This window comes from Paenibacillus sp. FSL W7-1279, from assembly GCF_037969845.1.
Lineage (GTDB): Bacteria > Bacillota > Bacilli > Paenibacillales > Paenibacillaceae > Paenibacillus_AQ.
This window is the reverse complement of sequence record NZ_CP150215.1, coordinates 1,426,394-1,447,892: the sequence shown is the minus strand read 5'-3', so window position 1 is coordinate 1,447,892 and position 21,499 is coordinate 1,426,394. Positions and strand designations below refer to the sequence as shown.

Sequence of the window (21,499 nt, the reverse complement as noted above, 5' to 3'; positions counted from 1 at the left end):
GAAGATGCTGACAGTTTGCACTTCAATCCCAATCGGTATGTGTATACCTATGTTTAGGCTACGTTTCACTATACAACCTTCCAATTTCGGTATACAATGGGTTTGCCGATCGGCGACTCCCCTCCCCTTCTATTTAGTCCAATTCCCTTCCTTCTTTTTAATTCATTCACTATATAAAAATACGGCCATTATTATTTCTGGGAGGTTTCTAATGAATCAACCTTCAGTATCAAATTGGCGAGCGTCCTGGATCTGGGGTGCCGGCTGTGAGAGTCCCCGTAATGAGTGGCGCTGCTTTCGACATTCCTTTGTCCCGGAAGGTACATTGGACCAAGCGCTGCTAAAGCTTACCGCTGATTCGCGTTATGTCTTGTATGTTAACGGGGAGCAGGTTGGACGTGGCCCCGTACGGTCTTGGCCCTTTGAACTCGCCTATGATGAATATGAGATCGGTCATTTGCTGCGGGCAGGTCAGGAAAATGTCATTGCTGTACTTGTCATCCATTACGGAATTTCCACCTTTCAGTATCTTCGAGGAAGGGCGGGATTGCTGGTACAGCTGGATAGACAGCGACTGACATCACCGTCCGAATCGGTTACCATTTCGGATGAGTCTTGGAAAACCGCTGTTCATTCCGGTTACGATTCATCTTCATCACGAATATCTTGTCAGCTGGGCTTTACTGAGATCTTGGACGCAAGAGGATGGGAAGAGGATTGGATCCAGACTGGATATGATGATAGTGGATGGGAGTCGGCAACCGCAATTGGCCCCGCAGGTATGGCTCCCTGGACGAGTCTGGTGGAACGCGATATCCCATACTTAACTGAGGAACCTCTCTATCCCTCCCACGTGGAGAGTCTCCGTGCAGTACGACCGGCGGCTTGGAGCGCTGTACTTGATCTGCGGAGTATTTTATTCCCTGAGAGCTCGGATCATGCGAATGTTATCGAGTTTTGCGGTCTCATCGCTACCCTGATCCGAATGGAACAGGCAGCCCCATTGACCGTTGGCATGGTAGACAGCGGTAGAACGCATGCCCGTCTAAGCGTAGATGGACATTGGTTGTCCGAAGACCGCTATGTCGGTGAAGTTCCGGAACGTTATACCACTTTTGAGCTGGAATCGGGCGAGCATCTTCTGCTTATAGATGTAACAGGCAGCTGTCATGGTCACGGCTTCCATATCGGCTTTGACAGCAGCGCCTCCTTTACTGTGCACGCACCCGCATTGGGGCCTGAGTATGTATCATCCGCCCCCTTTGTCTCCATCGGGCCCTTTGATGTTATTGAGGACATTGATCATCAACCGCGCCGTCTCCTGGAAAGAAATCACCCTGACTATGCAAAGATTTGCAGCGTGGCTTCATTGGCGGATTTGAAAACGTTCACAAGCTGGATTCACCCGATTAAGAATCAGCTTGTAAATCTCAATGATGTGTTTACCTCTTGCGTCTGGAAGGTCAACGAGCAGGTTTATCCGGTTCCATCGGCCATGCAGCAGGCAGTGCTGGCTACTCCGCACTCAGCGTCTATCCCTGTATACGCCGGTTTGGACACGGAGATCGTCATCGATTTCGGCCGGGAACTGTCAGGTTATATCGCCATTGAGCTGGATGCCTCCTCAGGCACTATCGTGGATGGTTACGGATTTGAGTACATGAGCGACGGCTGGCGTCAACATACCTACCTTGTGGATAATACATTCCGTTATGTTTGCAAGGACGGCCGTCAATCTTATGTTTCCGTAGTCCGGCGAGGGCTGCGCTACCTGGCTCTTACTTTGCGTGGAGCGTCCCGTCCTGTAAAGCTGCACGAAATAAAATTGATACAAAGCAACTATCCGGTTGCGAATGTAGGCAGCTTCCGCAGCAGCGACCCGCTGCTGAACGATATTTGGGCTATTAGTCGGGACACGACCCGGCTGTGCATGGAGGACACCTTTGTCGATTGCCCCGCCTTCGAGCAAGTATACTGGGTAGGCGATGCACGTAACGAGGCTTTAGTTAGCTACTACACCTTCGGGACCAAAGAGATCGTCAGTCGCTGCCTGAAATTGGTGCCCGGTTCCTCCTGCCAGACCCCTCTATATGTGGATCAAGTGCCGAGCGGTTGGAACAGTGTGATTCCGAACTGGACTTTTTTCTGGGTAACGGCTTGTCTCGAATACTACCATTATCACGGGGAAGAACCATTCATCGTGGACATCTGGCCGCATGTCAACCGAACGCTGGAGCAATATCTCAAGCTTCAGAATGACATGGGACTACTGGAACGCTCGGGCTGGAACCTGCTCGATTGGGCACCGATGGAGCAGCCAAGAGAAGGTGTGGTGACCCCGCAAAATATGTTTATGGTCAAAGCACTGCGCGATGCTGCCGAGATCGGAGATACCGCCGGTGAATCGGCTGTCGCGGATCAGTTGAGGAAAGCTGCCGACAAGCTGCGCGATGCCATAGATCTGCATCTGTGGGATGAGGAACGGGCAGCCTATGTGGACTGTATTCATGCGGACGGGAGATATTCCGCCACGACCAGCATGCAAACACAGATCGTTGCGTATCTATGCGATATTGCGAATGGAGATCGCAAATCTACACTCGAGCGGTATATTACAGATCCTCCGGAACGGTTTGTGCAGGCAGGCAGCCCCTTTATGTTGTTCTTTTACTATGAAGCTTTAACGAAGCTCGGTCGCCCGGATCTACTGGTTGCAGATATGCGTAAAAACTATGGCTATATGATCGAACATGGCGCCACGTCCTGCTGGGAGATGTTCCCATGGAGTGGTTACCATAATAACCCAAGGGTGCTAACCCGTAGCCATTGTCATGCCTGGTCAGCCGCACCTGCTTATTTCCTCGGCCATCAGGTGTTGGGTGTGCAGGGACTTACTCCGGGTTGGGATAAGGTCCGTGTAGCACCTCAGCCCAGTGGATTGGCCTGGGCGCGAGGCACGGTTCCGCTTCCCGACAATGGGCGAATTGATGTCTCGTGGCGATTCGAAGACGAGGGTCTGCTTCACATGCGCCTGGAAGTTCCGGCACATGTAGAGGTGTTGACAGAAGCACCCGCCGGTTATGACATGAAGGTCGAATTGATTAGGCTCCCATAATCGACACGAAGCAACCGTGATGATCCCCTTTAAGTAGACAACGTGCAGTAAGCGCATTAAAGTCTACTTGGAGGGGTTTTTCTTGGGGTGAAATACGGGACATTCTCCGAACTCCCATCGCGATTGTCAATCTGATATGTTGTCGCCACCAGCCTCCAATGCTCCCCGAAGCACCTGTTCTACCTTGATCAGGTGGGCTTCGATCCGTGCGGCTGCCTGCTCTTGGTCCTGCCGCTCAATTGCGTCAAATATGGTCTGGTGCTCGATCAACAGCCGGGAAGCGGTTGATTGCTCTTTATAAAACCATAGTTCTCTGGTCTTCCGGATGGTTTCCGTTAAACGGTCGGATAACGACTCCATCAGCTGAATCAGCAACGTGTTGCCCGACGCAGCCGCTATGGCCATATGAAAAGCAATGTCAGCCCGTTCGCCTTCACGGGTATCCTTGGCGCTAAGCCCATGCTCCATCTGCAAAAGGGCGGCACGCATTCGCTCCAGATCCTGGTCCGTACGCCGTTTTGCAGCCAAGGAGGCGGCGCCGGTCTCCAGCACCTTGCGGACCTCCAGCAGCTCCACCAGGGATTCGGCGCCTTGAAACAGCACATCGGCGCCGCTTTTGGGCTCGCTGGGAAGGACCGGCTTCACATACGTTCCACCTCCTTGGCGCACATCGAGCCATCCCATAGCCTTGAGCGCGCTGACCGCCTCGCGGATCGTGGACCGCCCGACGCCGTAAGCGGCGGCCAATTCAACGACGGAAGGCAATTTTTGGCCCGGGAGGAGATGCCCTTCCCGAATTTGCTGAAGGAGATGCTCTCCTACGATTTCGTGCCCCTTCTGGTTTTCCACTTTGATCGTTCGCACGGCAATTTCGCCCCCTTTTAAATTTTTAACTATTCATTACTATAATCATGTCATATAATAAAACAAAAGTCATCAGATGACCTGATCAATAGAGGGGGAAATTTCGATATGTTAGATCCGGCTCTCACCGCACAGCTTCGTGCCATCGTTGGTGATGCCCACTTTCGGGACGATAAAGAAGCATTGATTACCCACTCCTATGACGGGACCCCGATGCTGCAGGCGCTGCCGGACGGGGTAGTCTATCCTGAAAGCACGGAACAAGTTTCCGCCATAATGAAGGCGTTGTCATTCTATAAGATACCTCTCGTTTCCAGAGGCTCCGGCTCCAATCTATGCGGCGGAACCGTTCCGGTCCAAGGTGGGGTGGTTATGGTGATGCATAGGATGAATCGCTTGCTTGAGCTGGATTTAGAAAATCTAACGGCTACGGTTCAGCCCGGCATGATTACCGCGGATTTTATCCATCATATCGAGTCCTTAGGCCTGTTCTATCCTCCCGATCCGAGCAGCATGCGAATCTCGACGATCGGTGGAAATATCGCCGAATGCTCCGGCGGGCTTCGTGGTTTGAAATACGGCACGACGAAGGACTACGTGATCGGTTTGGAAGCCGTCCTCGCCAGCGGCGAAATCATCCGTACCGGCGGAAAGCTGATGAAGGATGTGGCGGGATATGATTTGACCAAGCTGCTGGTCGGCTCTGAGGGCACGCTTGCGATCATAACGGAGGCAACCTTGAAGCTGATCCCTCCACCGAAGAGCAAAATGACGATGCTCGCCATGTTCCGCGATCTGTACGGGGCGGCACGCACCGTATCCGCCATTATCGAATCCAAAATCATTCCGGCGACGCTGGAATTCATGGATAACCCGACCATACGTGTCGTTGATGATTTTGCCAAGCTGGGCCTTCCTTTGGATATGGAAGCCATTCTGCTGATTGAGCAGGACGGTGATCCTGAAACCGTGACCAGAGATATTGAACAGATTCGTCAGATATGTACACGCGAGCAGGCGGACACAATTCAGGTGGCTGCCACCCGGGAGGAAGCAGAGCGGCTGCTGACGGCGAGAAGAAGCGCCTTTACGGCGCTGGCACGTCTTCGCCCAACCACCATTCTTGAGGATGCGACCGTTCCCCGGTCCAAGATCGCCGACATGGTACGCCGGATCAATGAAATTTCAATCAAATACAACGTCACGATTGCTACCTTCGGCCATGCCGGCGACGGCAATCTGCATCCTACGGCGACGACCGATGCCAGAGATACCGAGGAAATACACAGGGTAGAGCAGGCCTTCGAGGAAATTTTCGCCGCCGCCCTTGAGCTTGGCGGAACGATTACCGGCGAGCACGGGGTAGGCATGGTGAAGGCTCCGTTCCTTGAATGGAAGATCGGCGCCTCCGGCATGGAGCTCATGAAGGGGATTAAGAAGGTGTTCGATCCCGACAATTTGTTAAATCCGGGCAAGGTTTTTGCCAAAGAAACAAGGAGAAGGGTGGTTATAGGCCGTGGATAAACAAACCAACATAAGCAAGAAACCCCAGATTAACCACGCGAATCCCTTGGCTCGGACCTTGCTGGAGAAACTTGATTACGATCAATTAACCAACTGCATGCGCTGCGGGTTTTGCCTCCCGGCCTGCCCCACGTTCAGGGAAACCGGGGTCGAGCCGGAATCTCCCCGGGGGCGCATCGCATTGATGAAAGCCGTTGCTGACGGACTAATGGAACCCGATGACATGTTTCGCGATCAGATGAACCATTGCCTGGGATGCCGAGCCTGCGAGCCGGTATGTCCGGCCGACGTCAAATACGGCCAACTGATCGAACAGGCCAGGGATGCAATCGAGGATCACTCTGTGCATTCGCCACCCGTTAGGGGGATCCGCAAGCTCTTTTTCAAGGGGGTATTCCCTCACCGCAACCGATTGAAATCGTTGGGCAGAACGCTAAACTTTTACCAAACATCCGGTTTGCGACGCGTGGCAAGAGGAACCGGAATTATGCGGCTCTTTCCCAAGCCACTGCGCGATATGGAGCGGATTCTGCCGGATGCCACCGCACAGGGAGTCATCGAGCAGCTCGGAACCGTCCATCCAGCCAAAGGTGCTCCAATTGCGCGCGTGGCTTTGTTCAGGGGCTGCATTATGGACGTGATGTTTGCCGGCACCAATGTCAACACGGTCAAACTGCTCTCGGAAGCCGGGTTTGAGGTTGTGATCCCCCCGGAACAAACTTGCTGCGGGGCTTTGCATGCCCACAGCGGGGAACTTGAGCTCGCAAGAAATCTGGCAAGGATCAACGTCAAGGTGTTCAAGGAATTGAACGTGGACTATATCGTATCCAATGCTGGTGGCTGCGGGGCCCTGCTCGTGGAGTATGACCATCTGCTCCACGGGGATGAGGATTGGAATGAACAAGCCGCCTGGTTCGCGAGCAGGGTCGTGGATATCAGCAGGCTGCTCGTGGAGCATGGGCGGATCCCTGCATTTGCCGAATCTGCAGCGACAACAGCCGAACCGGTGATCGTCACGTATCAGGATTCGTGCCATTTGCGCAATGTCATGCGCAGCGGATCGGCGCCTAGGCAGCTCATAAACCAAGTAGCTAATGTCACCTTTCAGGAAATGAAGGAAGCGGACCGCTGCTGCGGCTCCGCAGGCATTTACAATGTGACGCAGCCCGAGATGGCGGGCCAGATCCTGGAGCACAAGATGGATAACGTCAATGTGACCGGTGCCAGGTATATTCTAACCAGCAATCCCGGTTGTCTTCTGCAGATGAAGCTTGGGGTGGAACAGCATGGCCGCGGCGAACCGATAGAAGTAAAGCATGTGGTTGATTTTCTGTATGAACGATTGTCCAAACAAGATGCTTGATTCTTATGTACGTCAGTCTCTTGGAAGAACGCTCTTCTGACAGCATGTAACGGCAAGCCTCACCAGCTAAAAGAACCGACACCCGGAATTTGCGGTGTCGGTTTATTCATGACCTATTATTTTGCAGCCCCCTCGAAGCGTGCCCCACCCCCAGTGAAGCTCATTCTCACCACGATTTACTGCTGTCACGATACTCCTGCGGGGTGAAACCGGTTCTTTTCCTAAATAGTCTTGTAAAATAAGGGGCAGATTCCAGACCTATTTCTGAGGCGATCTCATGAATCTTCCGGTCTGTCGTCTTCAGAAGCAGCTTAGCCTTGTTAATCCGGGTTTTGTTGATATAACTCAGCAGCCCCTGTCCGGTCATCTGCTTATATAGCCTGGAGAAGTAAGGCGGACTCAAATAAACAAGCTCAGCCAGCTTGGTAAGGGACAGCTCTTCATGCAAAAACTGATGAATGTAATCATGAACCTTAGCAATCATCTCATGGGTTCTCTCAATCTGCTGCTGCCCATTGTAATCGGCCAGTACGGCCCCCAGCTCGCAAAAATAATCGATCATTTCATTCCATCCGGCATGTTCATCGGGACTTAGCATTTTCTCGGCCTGAATCGTAGAGGAATCAAGCTCTTCCAACAATCTTCGCCTATTTATGTATGACAGGAAGAACGCGGACAGACGGGAAAACAACTCAAGCTCGCACCACCTGCCTTCCTCTTCAGAGAAGAGAGGAACCTCTACAGTGAACAGCTCACGAAAGAATGCTACAAATTCTCCCTTCTCTCCGTTATCCAAATAATTCTCGAGCAAATCGAATTTGTTAAGCCTCGATCGAAGCTGTTCCATTTCCATAAACAAACGGCTTGATCGTCTCCTCTCTTCCCTTTTCGGTTCGGTATCGAGCAATTTCATCACCAATGCCCATTCGAAATGTCCGCTTCAGCTTGTATCCGGTATATCATGATCGTGACACGCTCCTCTCCTACCAGGAAATGTTGATCGTACCGCTGATCTCTTCCAGCAAAACCTTGTTCCCCTGCCGGGTCCAGGGGACTTCCTCATGCGCGGTATAGCTGCACCTTATATCCAAACGTTCTCCTTCAATCGCCCATAAAGGCGGGTATACGGTCACAGCGGCCTCCTTGAGGCCGCCGACGGTAATCGTCCGGACCGGATTCACCTTTCTGGTGGACACTGGGCTGTTCTCGCGGCACCATATTTGTCCAGGCTCCTTCTGGTCGACAAATACCCGACATTCGTCATGGAAGGTCCGGTCCAGTGCATAAGCAGCTTCCGCAACGCCTCCCATGGTCGCTTGGCCGATGATGACCGGAATGCCCTCAGGCATCCGGAGGCGGAAGGTCACCGAGGAATCCTTCTTGCAACCGGTGTATATAAAGGCATTATCATGCCGCTTTACGAACATGAGCGCAGGCGTGGATGATTCCTCGTACTTATCCTGCACAATCGTGTATCCGAAGTGCTGAAGCATGTATCGCAGGACAACGGAACCGTCAAGCAGCGAAGCATCCTGTCTTACGGGCAGATGGGTAATACCCGAATCTTCAAACGGCAGGGAACCTCTCACCCAGCCGACACGGCCGCCACCCCAGGTCGGATGCTGTCTGCTTATCGCATACACCCGCACCTCGCCATCTTGATGAAGATTCACCGCCGAGGTCGTGAATGCATCGTTCGCATTGTTGAGTTGTTCCCGGAATCCCCCATCGCCAATACGAGCCTGATGGCGAAGCCTCCGTGACCGGAACAACGGTTGGGAAACGGACAGTCCATCTTCCAGAAAATCAAAGCCGCCCACTTCAAAATCGCCTTCCAGGGCCTCGCCTAACTTTAAATTTAGGAGGTCCAGCAACGTGGAGTCGTTAACAGCACCGTAAAGCAGTAGCCGGCCGCCCGAGCGGACATAATTCGTAAAGTAATCAGCATTCGCGCCGGTCAGCCAAGAAGCCGACACGAGAAGGATCGTATCCTTCAGCTTCCCAGCCGCGTCTTGGTTCATCCTAAACAAGCTGTCTGTTCCGATCACCGTATTCAGCGGCAATCCCTGATTGATGGCATTGCGGATGAACCAGTCATGAAAGAAGATGCTCCCGGAATGACTGCTCGATGCCGCTATCCTATCATGCAGCTCACGGAATGGATAAACCCAGGTCAAGAGGCCCGGCTGGTCCGGCGCCTGCGTTATTGCTCTTCGCAGATGCGGGATGATTTCCTGCGCATCCTCTTCGTTCAGCTCACCCTTCTCGGTATCAATCGTCAGAATCTCCACAATCCCGGGTCCCTCAAGCTCCCCCGCATGGTTCACCCTGGCTGCGGCCAGCGGACAGTAGATGTCGTGTGGTTCGCGGTCATATAAATCCCGCCACGGATTTTGCCAGAACCATGGATCATTCGGATAGAAACGGAAAGGATAGGTAACGCCGGGGATTTCGGCGATTCTGGACAGGTACCCCGTCATTTCCAGTCCAAAGTCATAATTGAGGGCTCCCCACGGAGAATTGGGCGGAGGGAGCTCAATGTATCCTTTTTCATACAAGGGAAGCATCGGGATGTAATCTTTTGCCAGATCCATCCCCGTCCCGAAGTTCGTGCCCCGGATTTCGGTACGATAATTCGGGCACTCGCGTTTGAAATCGTCCCAGAAGGACATCACCTTAGTTGACAGCTCGTTGTAATCGGTCAAAGGCATTTGCGAGCCGTTATAATTGGCACCCAAATACGTCCAGGGAAAATAGGAAACCGCAAAACCGTTGGAAAACCAAATATAATCAAAACCCATGGCAGGCAGAAAGCTCGCGCATTGACGCCCGAGAAATTCGCCGAAAGGAGTCCCTTCGGGAATCCCGTTCAGATAAGCCGCATACCCGGCACCGTCTGCGTGAAGTTTGGACCAAGTACAAACGACCGTATAATCGGCTTTGAGCGATATATACTGTCCTCCAAGCTCTGCCCGATTAATCTCCGGATGATCCCGATATTTAAAATCGGAATAAGCAAATTCTGGACCAGCATCAAACGTAGCCCCCACCTCCATGCTCACCCCAAATTGCTCGGCAGCCACTCGTTTGAAGCTGCTCACAATCCTTCCGAGATCGCCGTAAGTCATACGGACAGGGTTATCCCTGTAGGGGCGAGCGATTCTTGGGTCGTCCTCTCCCTGAATGTGGCTAAAACAGTGCTCATTGGCGAAACCGATATACTTGGCCCATTCGAATTCCGTCTCCTCGTTCCCGTCCCAGGTTAAAATTTCGCTGCCATCGGCTACCCACAACAGCATCGAAGCCTTGTCGGCCATGCCGATCAGCGGGAGCCATTGACGGATGGCCTCGGCGCATATCACGTCAATCGCCGTCTGTTCCAAGTTCGTAAACGGCTTGAGACTCATTTCGAGTGTGACCCGGTTCAGCCTTCGTTGACGTTCTCTGGATTGACTCATCCTTTATATGCCCCCCTGTACCACTTCAAACTCAATGCCCAGCACATTGGCCACATTCCTAATCTTGGCATTCAGGTGGCCGACCCCGAGGGCAAAATGGTGGGTCGGTCCTGCCGCACACCAATTCTCCACGAACTCGGCAACACGGCATCCGAAGCTGCAGCGCGTGTTGGTATTGCCGGTTTGGGGAATCTCCCCCTGTACGGATTCGCCCTGGGCCGCAATCATTTTGAATCGCCCGTCCTCCGTCTGTGAAATGCCCAGCAGTGTCACGGGGCCGGTCTTTATGCTGAACTCCACCCCGATGCCCGATCCGCTCTTGCCGTGGAACACATCCAATCCGCGGATAACCGGCTTTCCGTCGCTGATCCGAATATTGTGCGGTCCATCGTGTCCGACCAGCACGATATCGTCCTCGAAGTCGCACGGATGCAGCTCGGCAAAGGACCCGCCGCCGCCGAGTCGGTCCATGATCAGCATGGCCGCGCACGTTTTCAAATCCGCCTCCCCTGCCAGAGGAATGCCCTTGGCGGTAAGCAGCGAATTGCCGAGCACCATATTCGAGCCGATCCGCTCATATTCGTTGTTGTCCAATCCACGATAATAGGCCAATCCGGTCAGCCCGTATTCGGCTACCAGCTTATCGAGCCCGACCGCTACCTTGGCGGACCAATCGAGATCCTCTTGACGGATCGGCCTCGTAATCGGATCGATAAACGGATCGGCCATGGTAAACACGCTGTGGATTTCATCCAGCTTGTCGGCCATTTCGGTCGAAGTTACCCCATTGACCAATTTGGCGAGATCGCACATCTCCAGCATTTGAATATGCGAACCGAAAGCGGCCGTAAAAGCGGTAGGGTCAGAGTTCATGTCATACATGCCCTCGTACGTGTGGCCCAGATACCCGATCCGGGCATATTTGAAGGCTCTGCGGGCATTCGCAACCTGGCACCACGCCGCAAGTTCCCGCGCTGCTCTTTCATCATTGTCGAGCGTGCCGACAATCATGCCGGCAGCCGGCTTACCGGCCCGCACAAGAACGCCGCTGATTTCGGGAAGGGAGCATATATTGTCGTTGGCCAGCTGCATATAAGTCGTTGTATGGCGATAGTCCAGCTTTTTTAACGGCTGCAAAGCTACCAATACGGTAGGCACCGAAAGGTTAAGAATCGCAGTTACGGCCGACGATGAGGTCACATAAGTGCTTAAATTGCAAAACAAAAAGTCCACGTCAGCAGCTTTTAAACGAGCCGCCGCTGCAAAGGATTGATCCACATTATCCACAAAACCTGCCGATACCACCTCAACATCCAGATTCCGAAGCATATTCTCAAATTTTTTTCCGTTCCCTTGCAGCTCTTCCTTAAGTCCGGAGAATTGCCCCCAGTAAGGCTCATGCCCCACCGTTATTACACCCACTCGAGCCTTGGCACGATGGATGAATCCACTCATATCGAACACCACCTGATTCATTTGATTTAGACTTGCCGATTTAAAACTTCAAGTCAGGCAAAACATGTATAAAACAACCCGTTGGAAAAAATACGCGTTTCGCATATAATGACCCTTAATCACTTATCTCAGGAAAAGGAGCTGGTCCCATGATTGAACCCGTTGCCATTTATTTCGAGCACTGCGAGCCGGGGTGGCATGTTCCGCCCGCTCCGGCAGACCATTATATTTTGCTGCTCCTGACTTCCGGTGAAATCGTTTACAACGTAAGTGGAGCCAAGTTATCGTTGGAAAAAGGCGATATGCTGTTTATTCCCGAAGGCGCACACCGGTCGGCCGTCAACCAAAGCGGACACCCACATGACATGTATGCCGCCCATTTCCGTTATAAAGGAAACGGCGAAGGCCTGCCCCTGCTGTCGGAACCGCAGAGCATCAAGGCCAAGTTGGTCAATGCGGACTATATGAGGCACCGCTTTTCCCTGCTTACCCAGCATTGGCTCCGCAAGTCACCCTATACACGGACCCTCTGCCACGGCATGATGCTGGAGATGCTGGCTATCCTTAACGAGGACGTCGGCAACCGCTCCATCCCGGCCAAGTCCTACGGCATTGTCATGCAGCTGCAGCAGTACATTCTGGAGCACTACCGGGAGACCATATCCGTTCAGGATCTTGCCGCCCATGTCGAATTGACACCCAATTACATAAGCGGCCTGTTCCGGCAAGCAACGGGGGTTACATTAACCGAATACATCCAGCAGATCCGCATCTCAGCCGCCTGCGACCTGCTGACAGGCTCCCAGATGAACGTCAGCGAGATTTCGGACTATCTCGGCTTTTGTGAGCCCTCCTATTTCAATAAAGTGTTCAAAAAAATCACCGGCATTCTGCCGTCCGTCTATGTCAAGGAGAAGCCGCGTATTTGGGTGAAAACAAAGTAAAACGGCATCTATGTCCCTTGGCCGCCATATCATTCGAGCCTTTAAAATTATCAACGCTAAATTTATGGAATAAATTCCAGGTCGTAACACCCAGCCAAAAAACGGCAATCCGTCCGCACGGATCAACAATTCGTCCGTTATCGCTTATTCGAAGCTTCTGCACCCCTCCCGTACAACCCATAACAACTCTCCTGTTGAAATGTCTGTGTGCTGAACCGGTTCATGCTTTAAGTTTAATGCGCATCTATCCTCCGAGCCATGAACGCAGCTATGATTTCTGGAAGGATTCTACGATCCGAAGCCCGGCGTTCAAAGTCGTTAATATCAGGCAACAAAGTCAAAAACGTCCCGTATCCCCTCCTTGCCTCCCTATCCTAAAATAAAGACTAAGCTATGTTCTCTTCTATCCACCTTATAAGGTCTCGAATTTTACGGGCAGTTGGACCGTATGGTCTTGCCCATCCATACTTGAACAAGGAGGATCTGCCAATGACTAAATTAAAGGTAGAGGATGGGGCACTTGCCTATACGGGCAATTGGACCGTCCAGCATACGGCCAACGCCAGTCTGCACAGCAGGCATGATTCGGATGGAACGCCTGCTGCCAACGCGTCGGCCTCCTGGAGCGGATACATCAGAGGGATAGACATATATGCCACGAAGGGGAACAGCTTCGGCCTAGCCGATGTATATGTCGACGACGTGTTCCACGGGAAAATCGACTTCTACAGCGCCACTGCACAGCACGGCGTGCTCGTCTATTCCATAACCGGTCTAACGGAGGGCTACCACACCATATCCATTCGGAAAAAGGGGATCAAAAACGCCGCATCCACAGCCTGTTATGTTGATATCGATTATCTTCTGCCCGATTTCGTTCATCCGAAAACGGAGCGTATAAGAAACATCGTCTGCATCGGAGACTCCATCACCTTCGGCGCCAATGTCGCCTCCCGGCCCGACTCGCTCTATGGACGAAGACTTCAGCAGATGCTCTCCATTCCGGTAAGCATTCACGGTCTGTCCGGGGCACCGATCCATACTATCACCCAAATCCTAGATGCGGTCGTCGCTCCGAGTAAGCCGGATCTGATCCTATGGCTTGCGGGGATGAATAATACAAATCCCCGCGCCGATTTGGAACGGGGATTTGATAAAATACGTGAACTGTTGCCGGATGCCAATATCATAGCTTCGACTATCCAATACAACACTTACTATACGAATGAACAAAATATGGTAAAGGTAAACGAGGTAAAAACAGCTTGCCTGAACAAAGGGATTTCATGCGCTGACCTATATGCGGCTACAACCGGCAATACGTACATCAATACACCTGAAGGAACGGTGCATCCGAATGGAGATGGACAAGGCCTGATCGCCAATCTGTTTTACAATGAAATCGTAAAGCTTCTTAGGAACGGCTAATTCATCCCTAGATGATCCCAGCGTCATCACGCCATAACCTTGCGACATCCTTCTGGAGAATCTATGTTCCTTCCCACTGCTCCAGAGGAAGTGAATGTACGCTCTTAAACGGACTGAATTCTATGGAGTCACTGACGTAACCTTACATTCTTATCCTCGAAGCATTAATTTCTCGGCAGCTCTCTATCTGGAGATCGGGCTTTTCACCGTACCCTTCCCGAACCATCTCCCCCTCCGGCACAAAGCGCAGCGCCGCCGAGTTTATCTGGTAATGCAAGCCGCCAGGCGGAGGTCCGTCATGGTATAGGTGACCGAGGTAAGAGCCGGACAATCTGCCATAGAGCGCGGTGCGTACCTTGCCGCCGCGAAGATCTCCTTTTTTTCTGATATATCCCTCATGCAGGGGTTTCATAAAAGCCGGCAATCCCGTTCGGGCATCATATTGGTCGGTTGAGCTGAATAAAGGGTCTCCGTTCACCACATCCACGTAAATCCCCCGGCTTGTGTTATTCCAATACGGATTATCATAAGCGGGCTCATCCAAGCCTTCTTGCGTCACTGCATACTGGAGCGCGGTAAGACGCCTCTGCAGCTCTTCCTTGTCCTGTTTCCGATCCCAATGCCGCTCGACAAAAGAAGCTCTACCGGAGCCCTCATAATACCGGTTATAGTCATAACGGTGGGTATTATAGTAATTCTGGTGAAGATCCTCCGCAGGATAAAAGGGCCCCGCAGGCAGAATCGGTGTCACAATCTTCCCCTTGAACCGGCCGCTAAGCTGCAGGCTGCGCTTGGAGGCTTCCGCCTGCTCGCGCTGCGCCCCGTCATGCACGAAAATCGCTGACCGGTACGACGCCCCACGGTCCATGAACTGGCCTTCCGCATCCGTTGGATCAATCAAGCGCCAGTAAATGTCCAGGAGCCTTGTATACGGGAACACATCGGGTTCAAACCGGATTTGCACAGCTTCGTAATGACCTGTCGTTTCCGTTCCCACTTCTTCATAGGTTGGATTCTCCGTATGGCCGCCCGTGTAACCCGAAACCAGGGATAGAATACCAGGAAGCTCGTCAAACGGCTTCACCATGCACCAGAAACAACCGCCAGCAAATGTCGCCAATTGCGTCTTTCCAATTGCATGATACAAGGCAGTCCCTCCTTTGATGTTTGTCTGTTTCATTATGATACTAGTGTAGTCTTGAGGACTCAATCGCAGCAAGTATCCTTACTCTTCACTAGTATTTTGTGCAATCGATCCGTTATTGAGGTCTAGAAAGGGGTATGATAAGATAAGAATAGCAATAAGGAGCAGCCGGCCTATGGCTACTCCTTTGTACAAACATCTTGAGCAGGATTTCTCCTCCAAGATCAAGTCAGGAATGAGAAAGTAACCCACTTAGGCGCCAACCTTAGGAGTGGGTTACTTTCGTCGTTTATCGATGTAAGTCAGCAATGCCAGCAGGAAAATCCCGAAGGTTATCACTTCACCGAACGAAACGTTCATCGCACCACCTCCTTTAAGAGGAGTGCGCCCACTCAAGGTGTGTATGTACAATCCAAATTATAACATTCTATTTGTTCCCTCACAGATAGATTTCTCTATTCTTTTAAATTAAATTTATTCTTCAACCGCTTTATATGTCTCCCTCACAGACTTTCCCCAGCTACAGCTTGCACCCTGCTGCATCGAGAACGAGTAACAATACGCTCCTCCGGATATCGTGGTACTTGTCAGCGTAATTTCCTCAAGCTGTATCTCCTCCATCAGGACCAGCGGTGAACGGGACCATATCCTGCATTCCCCCGCCTTGTCGGCGCCAATCTTCACCTCGGTCAGTTCGCCTTCCTCCCAGCGCATGTCGACAACAAAGCCGCCGCGGGCACGAAGCCCCTTCACCTCACCTCTGTTCCACTGGTGGGGCAGCGCAGGGAGCAGCCGTAACTCTCCCGTATGCGATTGCAGCAGCATTTCGGCGACACCCGCAATCCCGCCGAAATTACCGTCGATTTGAAAAGGCGGGTGGCAGTCCAGCAGATTCGGATAAGTCGAGGAAGCCAGCAAATGCACCAGATGCTCGTGCGCTTCCGCGCCGCGCTGCAGCCTGGCGTAATAATTGATAATCCAGGCCCGGCTCCAGCCCGTGTGACCACCGCCATGCGCAAGCCGCCGTTCCAAGGTCTTGTAAGCCGCATCGGCAAGCTCCTGGGACTTCTCAGGATCAATCTGCTCGCCCGGATACAGGGCGAACAGCTGCGAGATATGCCGATGTCCGGGATCAGCCTCCTCGTAATCATCCAGCCATTCCATGATCCCCCCATGCCTTCCAATCCGCGGTGCCGGAATTTCTTGCAGTGCGGTTTGAAGCTCTTCAAGGAAGGCAGCTTCATCACCAAAGAGATGGCCTGCCTCTAGACAAGCCCGGAACAAGGCCGTCGCAATCTGCGCATCCATGGCGGGCCCCATGCACAAGCTGCCGATGGCTCCGTTCGGAAGCACAAATCGGTTCTCCGGCGATACGGAAGGCCCGGTTATCCGTCTTCCTTCCTCATCCACCGTCATGTAATCCAGCAGGAATACCGCCGCTTCCTTCATGACCGGATACGCTCGCTCCCGCAGGAAATCCGTTTCCCCGCCAAACCGGTAATGCTCCCATAGATGCAGGCACAGCCACGCGGCTCCCATCGGCCATACGGTACAGGTCATCAATATTCCTTCAGGCCGGGTCTCTCCCCATAGATTTGTGTTATGATGCGCTGCGAAACCCCGGCAGCCATACATCTCGCGAGCCGTGTCCCGGCCATTCGGGAGCATGCGGTGAATCAGGTCGAACAGCGGCTCGTGACACTCCGCCAGACCCAGCAGCTCTGCCGGCCAATAGTTCATCTGAATGTTCACATTGATCGTATACTTCGATTCCCAGGGCGGGGTGAAGCTGTCATTCCATATCCCTTGCAAATTTGCCGCGAGAGATCCGGGTCTTGAGCAGGAGATAAGCAAATAACGCCCGTATTGGACATACAACGCGATCAATTCGAGATCGCTATTCTCTGCAGAAGCCCCTTCTGCCTTGACTCTTTCCTTCAACAAATTCAACCGCTGATCGGTGGGCAGGAATGAACAATCATCCTCTGCACAATCCGAATTTCCAACTGGGTCTGACCCGGAAATACGGTCTGTCCCATTCGGAATGCCATTTTCCCTTTCAGTTAACCCTGCTCTATTCACACCCTTCTTGCTGGAACCGAGAAAAATCGAGAACCGTTCAAACTTCTCCCGATATTCCTCCAGATGGCGGCTTTCCAGCTGTTCGAACGACATGCCTGCTGCATGATCCAGCCGATCCAGACATACCTTGTCCGGCTGCTGACACCGAAAGGTTGTCTGGGCTGACAGCAGCAGCGTAACCGAATTCGCCCCTTCTACCGAGAGAAAATCACCGATGGCTCGGACCCTTCCTCCCTCAGCGACAGCCCGTAGTGCCGTGCAAAAGGAAATGCCGTCCGTACCGCATTCGCCTTTCATCAGCAAGGTATCATGCCCTAACGAATCCGTTCCACTGTCATAAGGGCGACGCATCAGGTTTGCCGCAAAGGTCAGCGCCCCCGGCCGATCGGCAGTTAGGCGAATCACCATCACGTCATCCGGCGCAGTGACAAAATACTGCCTGCGATAGCCTGTGCCGCCCGAAGAATAGGATACGGTCACCATGGACCGCTCCAAATCCAGCTCTCGCTCGTAATGCTCCACCGCTTCCTCGGCATCCAGGAACTTGAGCAGCAGATCGCCCAGCGGCTGGTAAGGCTGCTCGTATTTCGGGGATGAAGTCATCGCCATCCGGGCCAAATGCTCAGCCTCGGCCTGACGTCCATCCCGCAGCATCTGCCTGATCTCGCTCAAATATTCGGTGGCGTCAGGGTTGGCTCCCCTTCCCGGACCACCATACCAGAGGGAATCCTCGTTAAGCTGCACCCGCTCAAGCGAGGGCTTGCCAAAAACCATGCCGCCCAAGCGTCCATTCCCCAAGGGCAATGCTTCGTTCCACTCGGCCGCCGGAGAAGCGTACCATAACCGCAAGCGCCGATTTGCGGATGTATCAGGCTGCCGCCATGCGGTTTCATGACCTGCCGCTTCAATCTTGCCGTGCTGTCTTGCACGATCTGGCTCGGCATGATGTCCCCCAAGAGAACGTTCCGTATCTCTTCCAATTGTCTCCCTCTCCACCTTCTCCACCTTCATACACGTCCCCTTCTTCGCGAAGAAGGGGATGATCAGCGTTTCCCCTGATAATCCCCTGTTCGCTCCATATAATTATGGCTGCTCTGGTATATCTAACGAACCGCCGCCCACAGGCGTACGTGCCAAATTATCCACTGCTTGCTGCCCCAGGCGATCCTTCAACTGCTGGACGAATAAACTCTGAAGCGCTACATGCCGGTCAGCGTATTCCCAATAGCCGTCCTCGCGCGGTCTTGAATCATAATCATTCGGAACGAGCGGTTTCACATTCAGACCGTCTTCGGTCGGGATATGGCCGATGACATAGTTTTGTGCCGTTGGGGGCTTCTGGGCAACCAGCCCGCCTTCGGTATTCCACATGACGTAATTCGCTCCCGCCCAGCCATGTCCGCTGCCCAGCCAGCCGCGGTCGCGGACGCTGATACGCGCACTGACGTTGTCGTACAGGCCGCCCGTGGACCAGCGATGATGCGGCTCGCTTGTATTGTATTCGCGAGTGGCCTTATTGTCGTACATGACATTCGGTCCTTGTACGCGGCTCTCAATAACATAAGCATGACGTGAAGTTTCCGTATAATTGCGCTGCACCAGATTTAGTTGCCCCTGGATGAAAAAGCTGTAACGACGACCGCCGGTAATCACGCTGACCATATCGTACATTTCGCTGTCCTGCACGGTGACCCACTTGGCCTGCCGTCCTACCTGCACCAAGGCGTAGGAGAAATGGTAGCCGTCCACCTCGCGCACCCAGGCATTCTTCACGCTGTTCATCATAATGAATCGTTCCGCATGCGCCTCATCGGAATAATACGGGGTATCCAGAACATCGTTATCCATCTTGGTATCGGTCTTGCTCGGATCAAAATCGGATATGGCTCGCATGTTCTCAATCCCAACCTGTTCGATTCGTGACTCATCCGTCGCCTTGAACAGCTTGCCTCCGCCCCATTGACGTTCAATGGCATTCGCTAATGGAGCATCCACCGTAATCCGGTTGCCGTCAATGGCCGTAATGACGCGATCAAAATCCAGATTGAACGGGGACCACTGCTGCGTTCCCCCGGTCCTTGGCCGCATGTAAATATGGTCCATGCCGATCTCATGAATCCAGCGATCATTGCCGATTCTTCGTACAATGACAGAATCGCCAACCTGATAACCGGAGGCATTCTGCACATGGAATGATCGCGATCCTGCCGGAACGTACAGATCCTGGATGTCCGTCTCCGTCCCGTCAACAATTGCCGCACCATTCGTTCCGCCCACGACAATCAAGTTTCTCGCCGTTGTTCCCGTGCCGCGGATGATGGTGCCGTCCTCGCTCTTGCCTTCACCCCGGAGCACGACCCCGCTGGCCTGAATGTTCAGGGAACCGCCGACCAAATATGTGCCCTTCTTCAGCAGCACCGCCCCCCGGAAACCATCCGCGTCACGCGGCATCCGGGACACCTCATCAATCGCCGCCTGCAGCATCGCCGTATCGTCTCCGCCGGTTGGCTGTACGGCAATTCTCGCCTGAACGTCGGGCAGTTTCATACCGCCACCCAAATAACCGACGTTTGAGAAATCGATGATCCGGTTCCCCTTATAATCGGGAACGTACACCATCCTTCCGTCTTTTCCGGTATAGGCGATTCGGCTCTGGCCATCAGGAATTCCCTTCTTGGGCATGACGGTATAAAACAAGCTGTCATAGTACGTTTCCCCGTCAGCGGCTTGGAAAGTCATCCGCACCTCGTACGTGCCCGGCACCTTCATCCCACCCGGAAGCGTTAACGATTGCGTTACCCCTGCCTGCAGCGCCTTCGTGCCCAGCGAGCCTCTGGATTGACCGTCCTTGAACCATCTGGCGGATACGGTTCCATCCAAGTTCGGAGCGATCGTTACAACTGGCAGCTCCTTGCCCTCCCCCAAGATCGCCGCCTCGCCAATCTTTTGGACCAATGACGGATGCGTGAACGAACTGAAAGCAATGTATTTCGCATCCTGGAATTCCTGGTCGTCCTTCACGACAATCCAGAAATCCGGCGTACGCATCGCTTGGCCGTTGATGCTGGTTTCCGCATACATCCGGGTGGCGCCTACCTTGACACCGGTTACCGAGCCTTCGGAAGTAACCGCAGCGCTGGTTCCCACTACATGGTATTGTACCTGGCCTTGAGGCAGTGTCATCCACTCGCCGTTCACCTGTTTGCCGCGCGCCTCCACGACAGATGTACCTCCTATGTCCAAGGTAAGTTCATCATTGTTGTTATAAGGGGTTCCATCCGGCTTCACGAAGGCCAGCTCCGTTACATCGGACGGGATTCCTTGATCTCCATCCTGCATATAAAGCTCCAACTCCTTAAGCTGAACATTAAGATTTCGGCTTAGCTGCAGCGATAACCGAATTTGGGAAGCGCTTACGGAATCAAACGTGATCGATTCCTGACCGTCCGCTCGAATACCCCCGTTCTTCGTGTAGGCTCTGGTCCAGGACTCACCATCACGGGAGTAATCCACCTCGATACTTCCCAAATTATCTCCCCGGTTCAAATCCAGGACGACCAGGTTTAAGGACTGCTCGCTTCCCAGGTCCACCTGTATGTGTACGCTCATGTCCTCACGGTCTGTGCTCGCCGGCTGCCAGTAGGTATCACGACTACCGTCAATGGCCTTCACAGCTTCACGCCCGCTGATCTCGGAACTGGCCGTCGCCTGCTTATTCAAAGCCAGGTTGACCCGCTCCATGGCATCCGGAACAGCCGTTTCCCCCTGTATTGGCGGATTGCCGAACGAAAACAGAAGAATACCCAGCAGCAGTATGAAACTTCCTCTTCTTGCCTGCCTGTTACGCTTGCGTACCTGTCTCATCAATCATCACCCATCCTTTGTCATATGTAGTGATTACGATCCACCCGCGATTACATGATTCCCTCCTATCAAACACCTTTTGATGATGCTTCCATGATAAAACAGCGACTGCCCGCCAGACCATGCCGTAACTTGCGGAATGGCCGTGTTTTTTTATGGAGTAACACAACGTAAGAAAACACAACCCGGAGCGAACGGAACCGTATGCTAAGGCTTCGCTGTGTCCGTTACAATGAAACTGCAGTGGATACGACATTC

The 21,499-nt window shown here is 53.0% G+C and carries 12 protein-coding genes; 5 read left to right on the top strand and 7 right to left on the bottom strand.

The features are described from left to right. The first annotated feature begins 211 nt into the window (after positions 1-211). Positions 212-3,115 (top strand): family 78 glycoside hydrolase catalytic domain, encoded by a 2,904-nt coding sequence (locus MKY82_RS06145; protein ID WP_339295737.1) that lies wholly within the window; start codon positions 212-214, stop codon positions 3,113-3,115. A 126-nt stretch (positions 3,116-3,241) separates the two neighbouring features. On the opposite strand, the gene MKY82_RS06140 is transcribed toward MKY82_RS06145, so the two are convergent. Beyond that, positions 3,242-3,979 carry a FadR/GntR family transcriptional regulator gene (locus MKY82_RS06140; protein ID WP_194541192.1) on the bottom strand — a complete coding sequence of 246 codons (738 nt, stop codon included), beginning with the start codon at positions 3,977-3,979 and terminating at the stop codon, positions 3,242-3,244. 108 nt (positions 3,980-4,087) lie between these two features. Between MKY82_RS06140 and MKY82_RS06135 the strand changes: the two genes are divergently transcribed. Further along, complete coding sequence (locus MKY82_RS06135) at positions 4,088-5,503, top strand: FAD-linked oxidase C-terminal domain-containing protein (protein ID WP_339222126.1); 1,416 nt, start codon at positions 4,088-4,090, stop codon at positions 5,501-5,503. Positions 5,504-5,600: 97 nt separating this feature from the next. After that, positions 5,601-6,866, top strand: a complete 1,266-nt coding sequence (locus MKY82_RS06130; protein WP_339296641.1) for a (Fe-S)-binding protein — start codon at positions 5,601-5,603, stop codon at positions 6,864-6,866. Positions 6,867-7,032: 166 nt separating this feature from the next. Here the strand turns inward: MKY82_RS06130 and MKY82_RS06125 are convergent, their stop codons facing one another. From MKY82_RS06125 to MKY82_RS06115, 3 genes are all read right to left on the bottom strand, one after another. Beyond that, positions 7,033-7,719, bottom strand: a complete 687-nt coding sequence (locus tag MKY82_RS06125; RefSeq protein WP_339296640.1) for an AraC family transcriptional regulator — start codon at positions 7,717-7,719, stop codon at positions 7,033-7,035. Positions 7,720-7,849: 130 nt separating this feature from the next. Beyond that, positions 7,850-10,324, bottom strand: a complete 2,475-nt coding sequence (locus MKY82_RS06120) for a hypothetical protein (protein WP_339295736.1) — start codon at positions 10,322-10,324, stop codon at positions 7,850-7,852. Between the two features lie 3 nt (positions 10,325-10,327). Then, a complete protein-coding gene (locus tag MKY82_RS06115) occupies positions 10,328-11,779 on the bottom strand; it encodes an L-fucose/L-arabinose isomerase family protein (RefSeq protein WP_339295735.1) in 1,452 nt (483 codons plus the stop codon). A 149-nt stretch (positions 11,780-11,928) separates the two neighbouring features. On the opposite strand from MKY82_RS06115, the gene MKY82_RS06110 reads away from it, so the two are divergent. Continuing rightward, entirely contained in the window at positions 11,929-12,723 is a 795-nt protein-coding gene (locus tag MKY82_RS06110) for an AraC family transcriptional regulator (RefSeq protein ID WP_339222120.1), read from the top strand. A 489-nt stretch (positions 12,724-13,212) separates the two neighbouring features. Then, a complete protein-coding gene (locus MKY82_RS06105; RefSeq protein ID WP_339295734.1) occupies positions 13,213-14,151 on the top strand; it encodes an SGNH/GDSL hydrolase family protein in 939 nt (312 codons plus the stop codon). A gap of 142 nt (positions 14,152-14,293) precedes the next feature. On the opposite strand, the gene msrA is transcribed toward MKY82_RS06105, so the two are convergent. From msrA to MKY82_RS06090, 3 genes are all read right to left on the bottom strand, one after another. After that, the gene (gene msrA / locus MKY82_RS06100; protein WP_339295733.1) at positions 14,294-15,298 is read right to left on the bottom strand and encodes a peptide-methionine (S)-S-oxide reductase MsrA; all 1,005 of its coding nucleotides are present in this window, start codon (positions 15,296-15,298) and stop codon (positions 14,294-14,296) included. 471 nt (positions 15,299-15,769) lie between these two features. Then, positions 15,770-18,388 (bottom strand): glycoside hydrolase family 95 protein, encoded by a 2,619-nt coding sequence (locus tag MKY82_RS06095; protein WP_339295732.1) that lies wholly within the window; start codon positions 18,386-18,388, stop codon positions 15,770-15,772. 72 nt (positions 18,389-18,460) lie between these two features. After that, the gene (locus tag MKY82_RS06090; protein ID WP_339296639.1) at positions 18,461-21,241 is read right to left on the bottom strand and encodes a discoidin domain-containing protein; all 2,781 of its coding nucleotides are present in this window, start codon (positions 21,239-21,241) and stop codon (positions 18,461-18,463) included. Positions 21,242-21,499 lie beyond the last annotated feature (258 nt).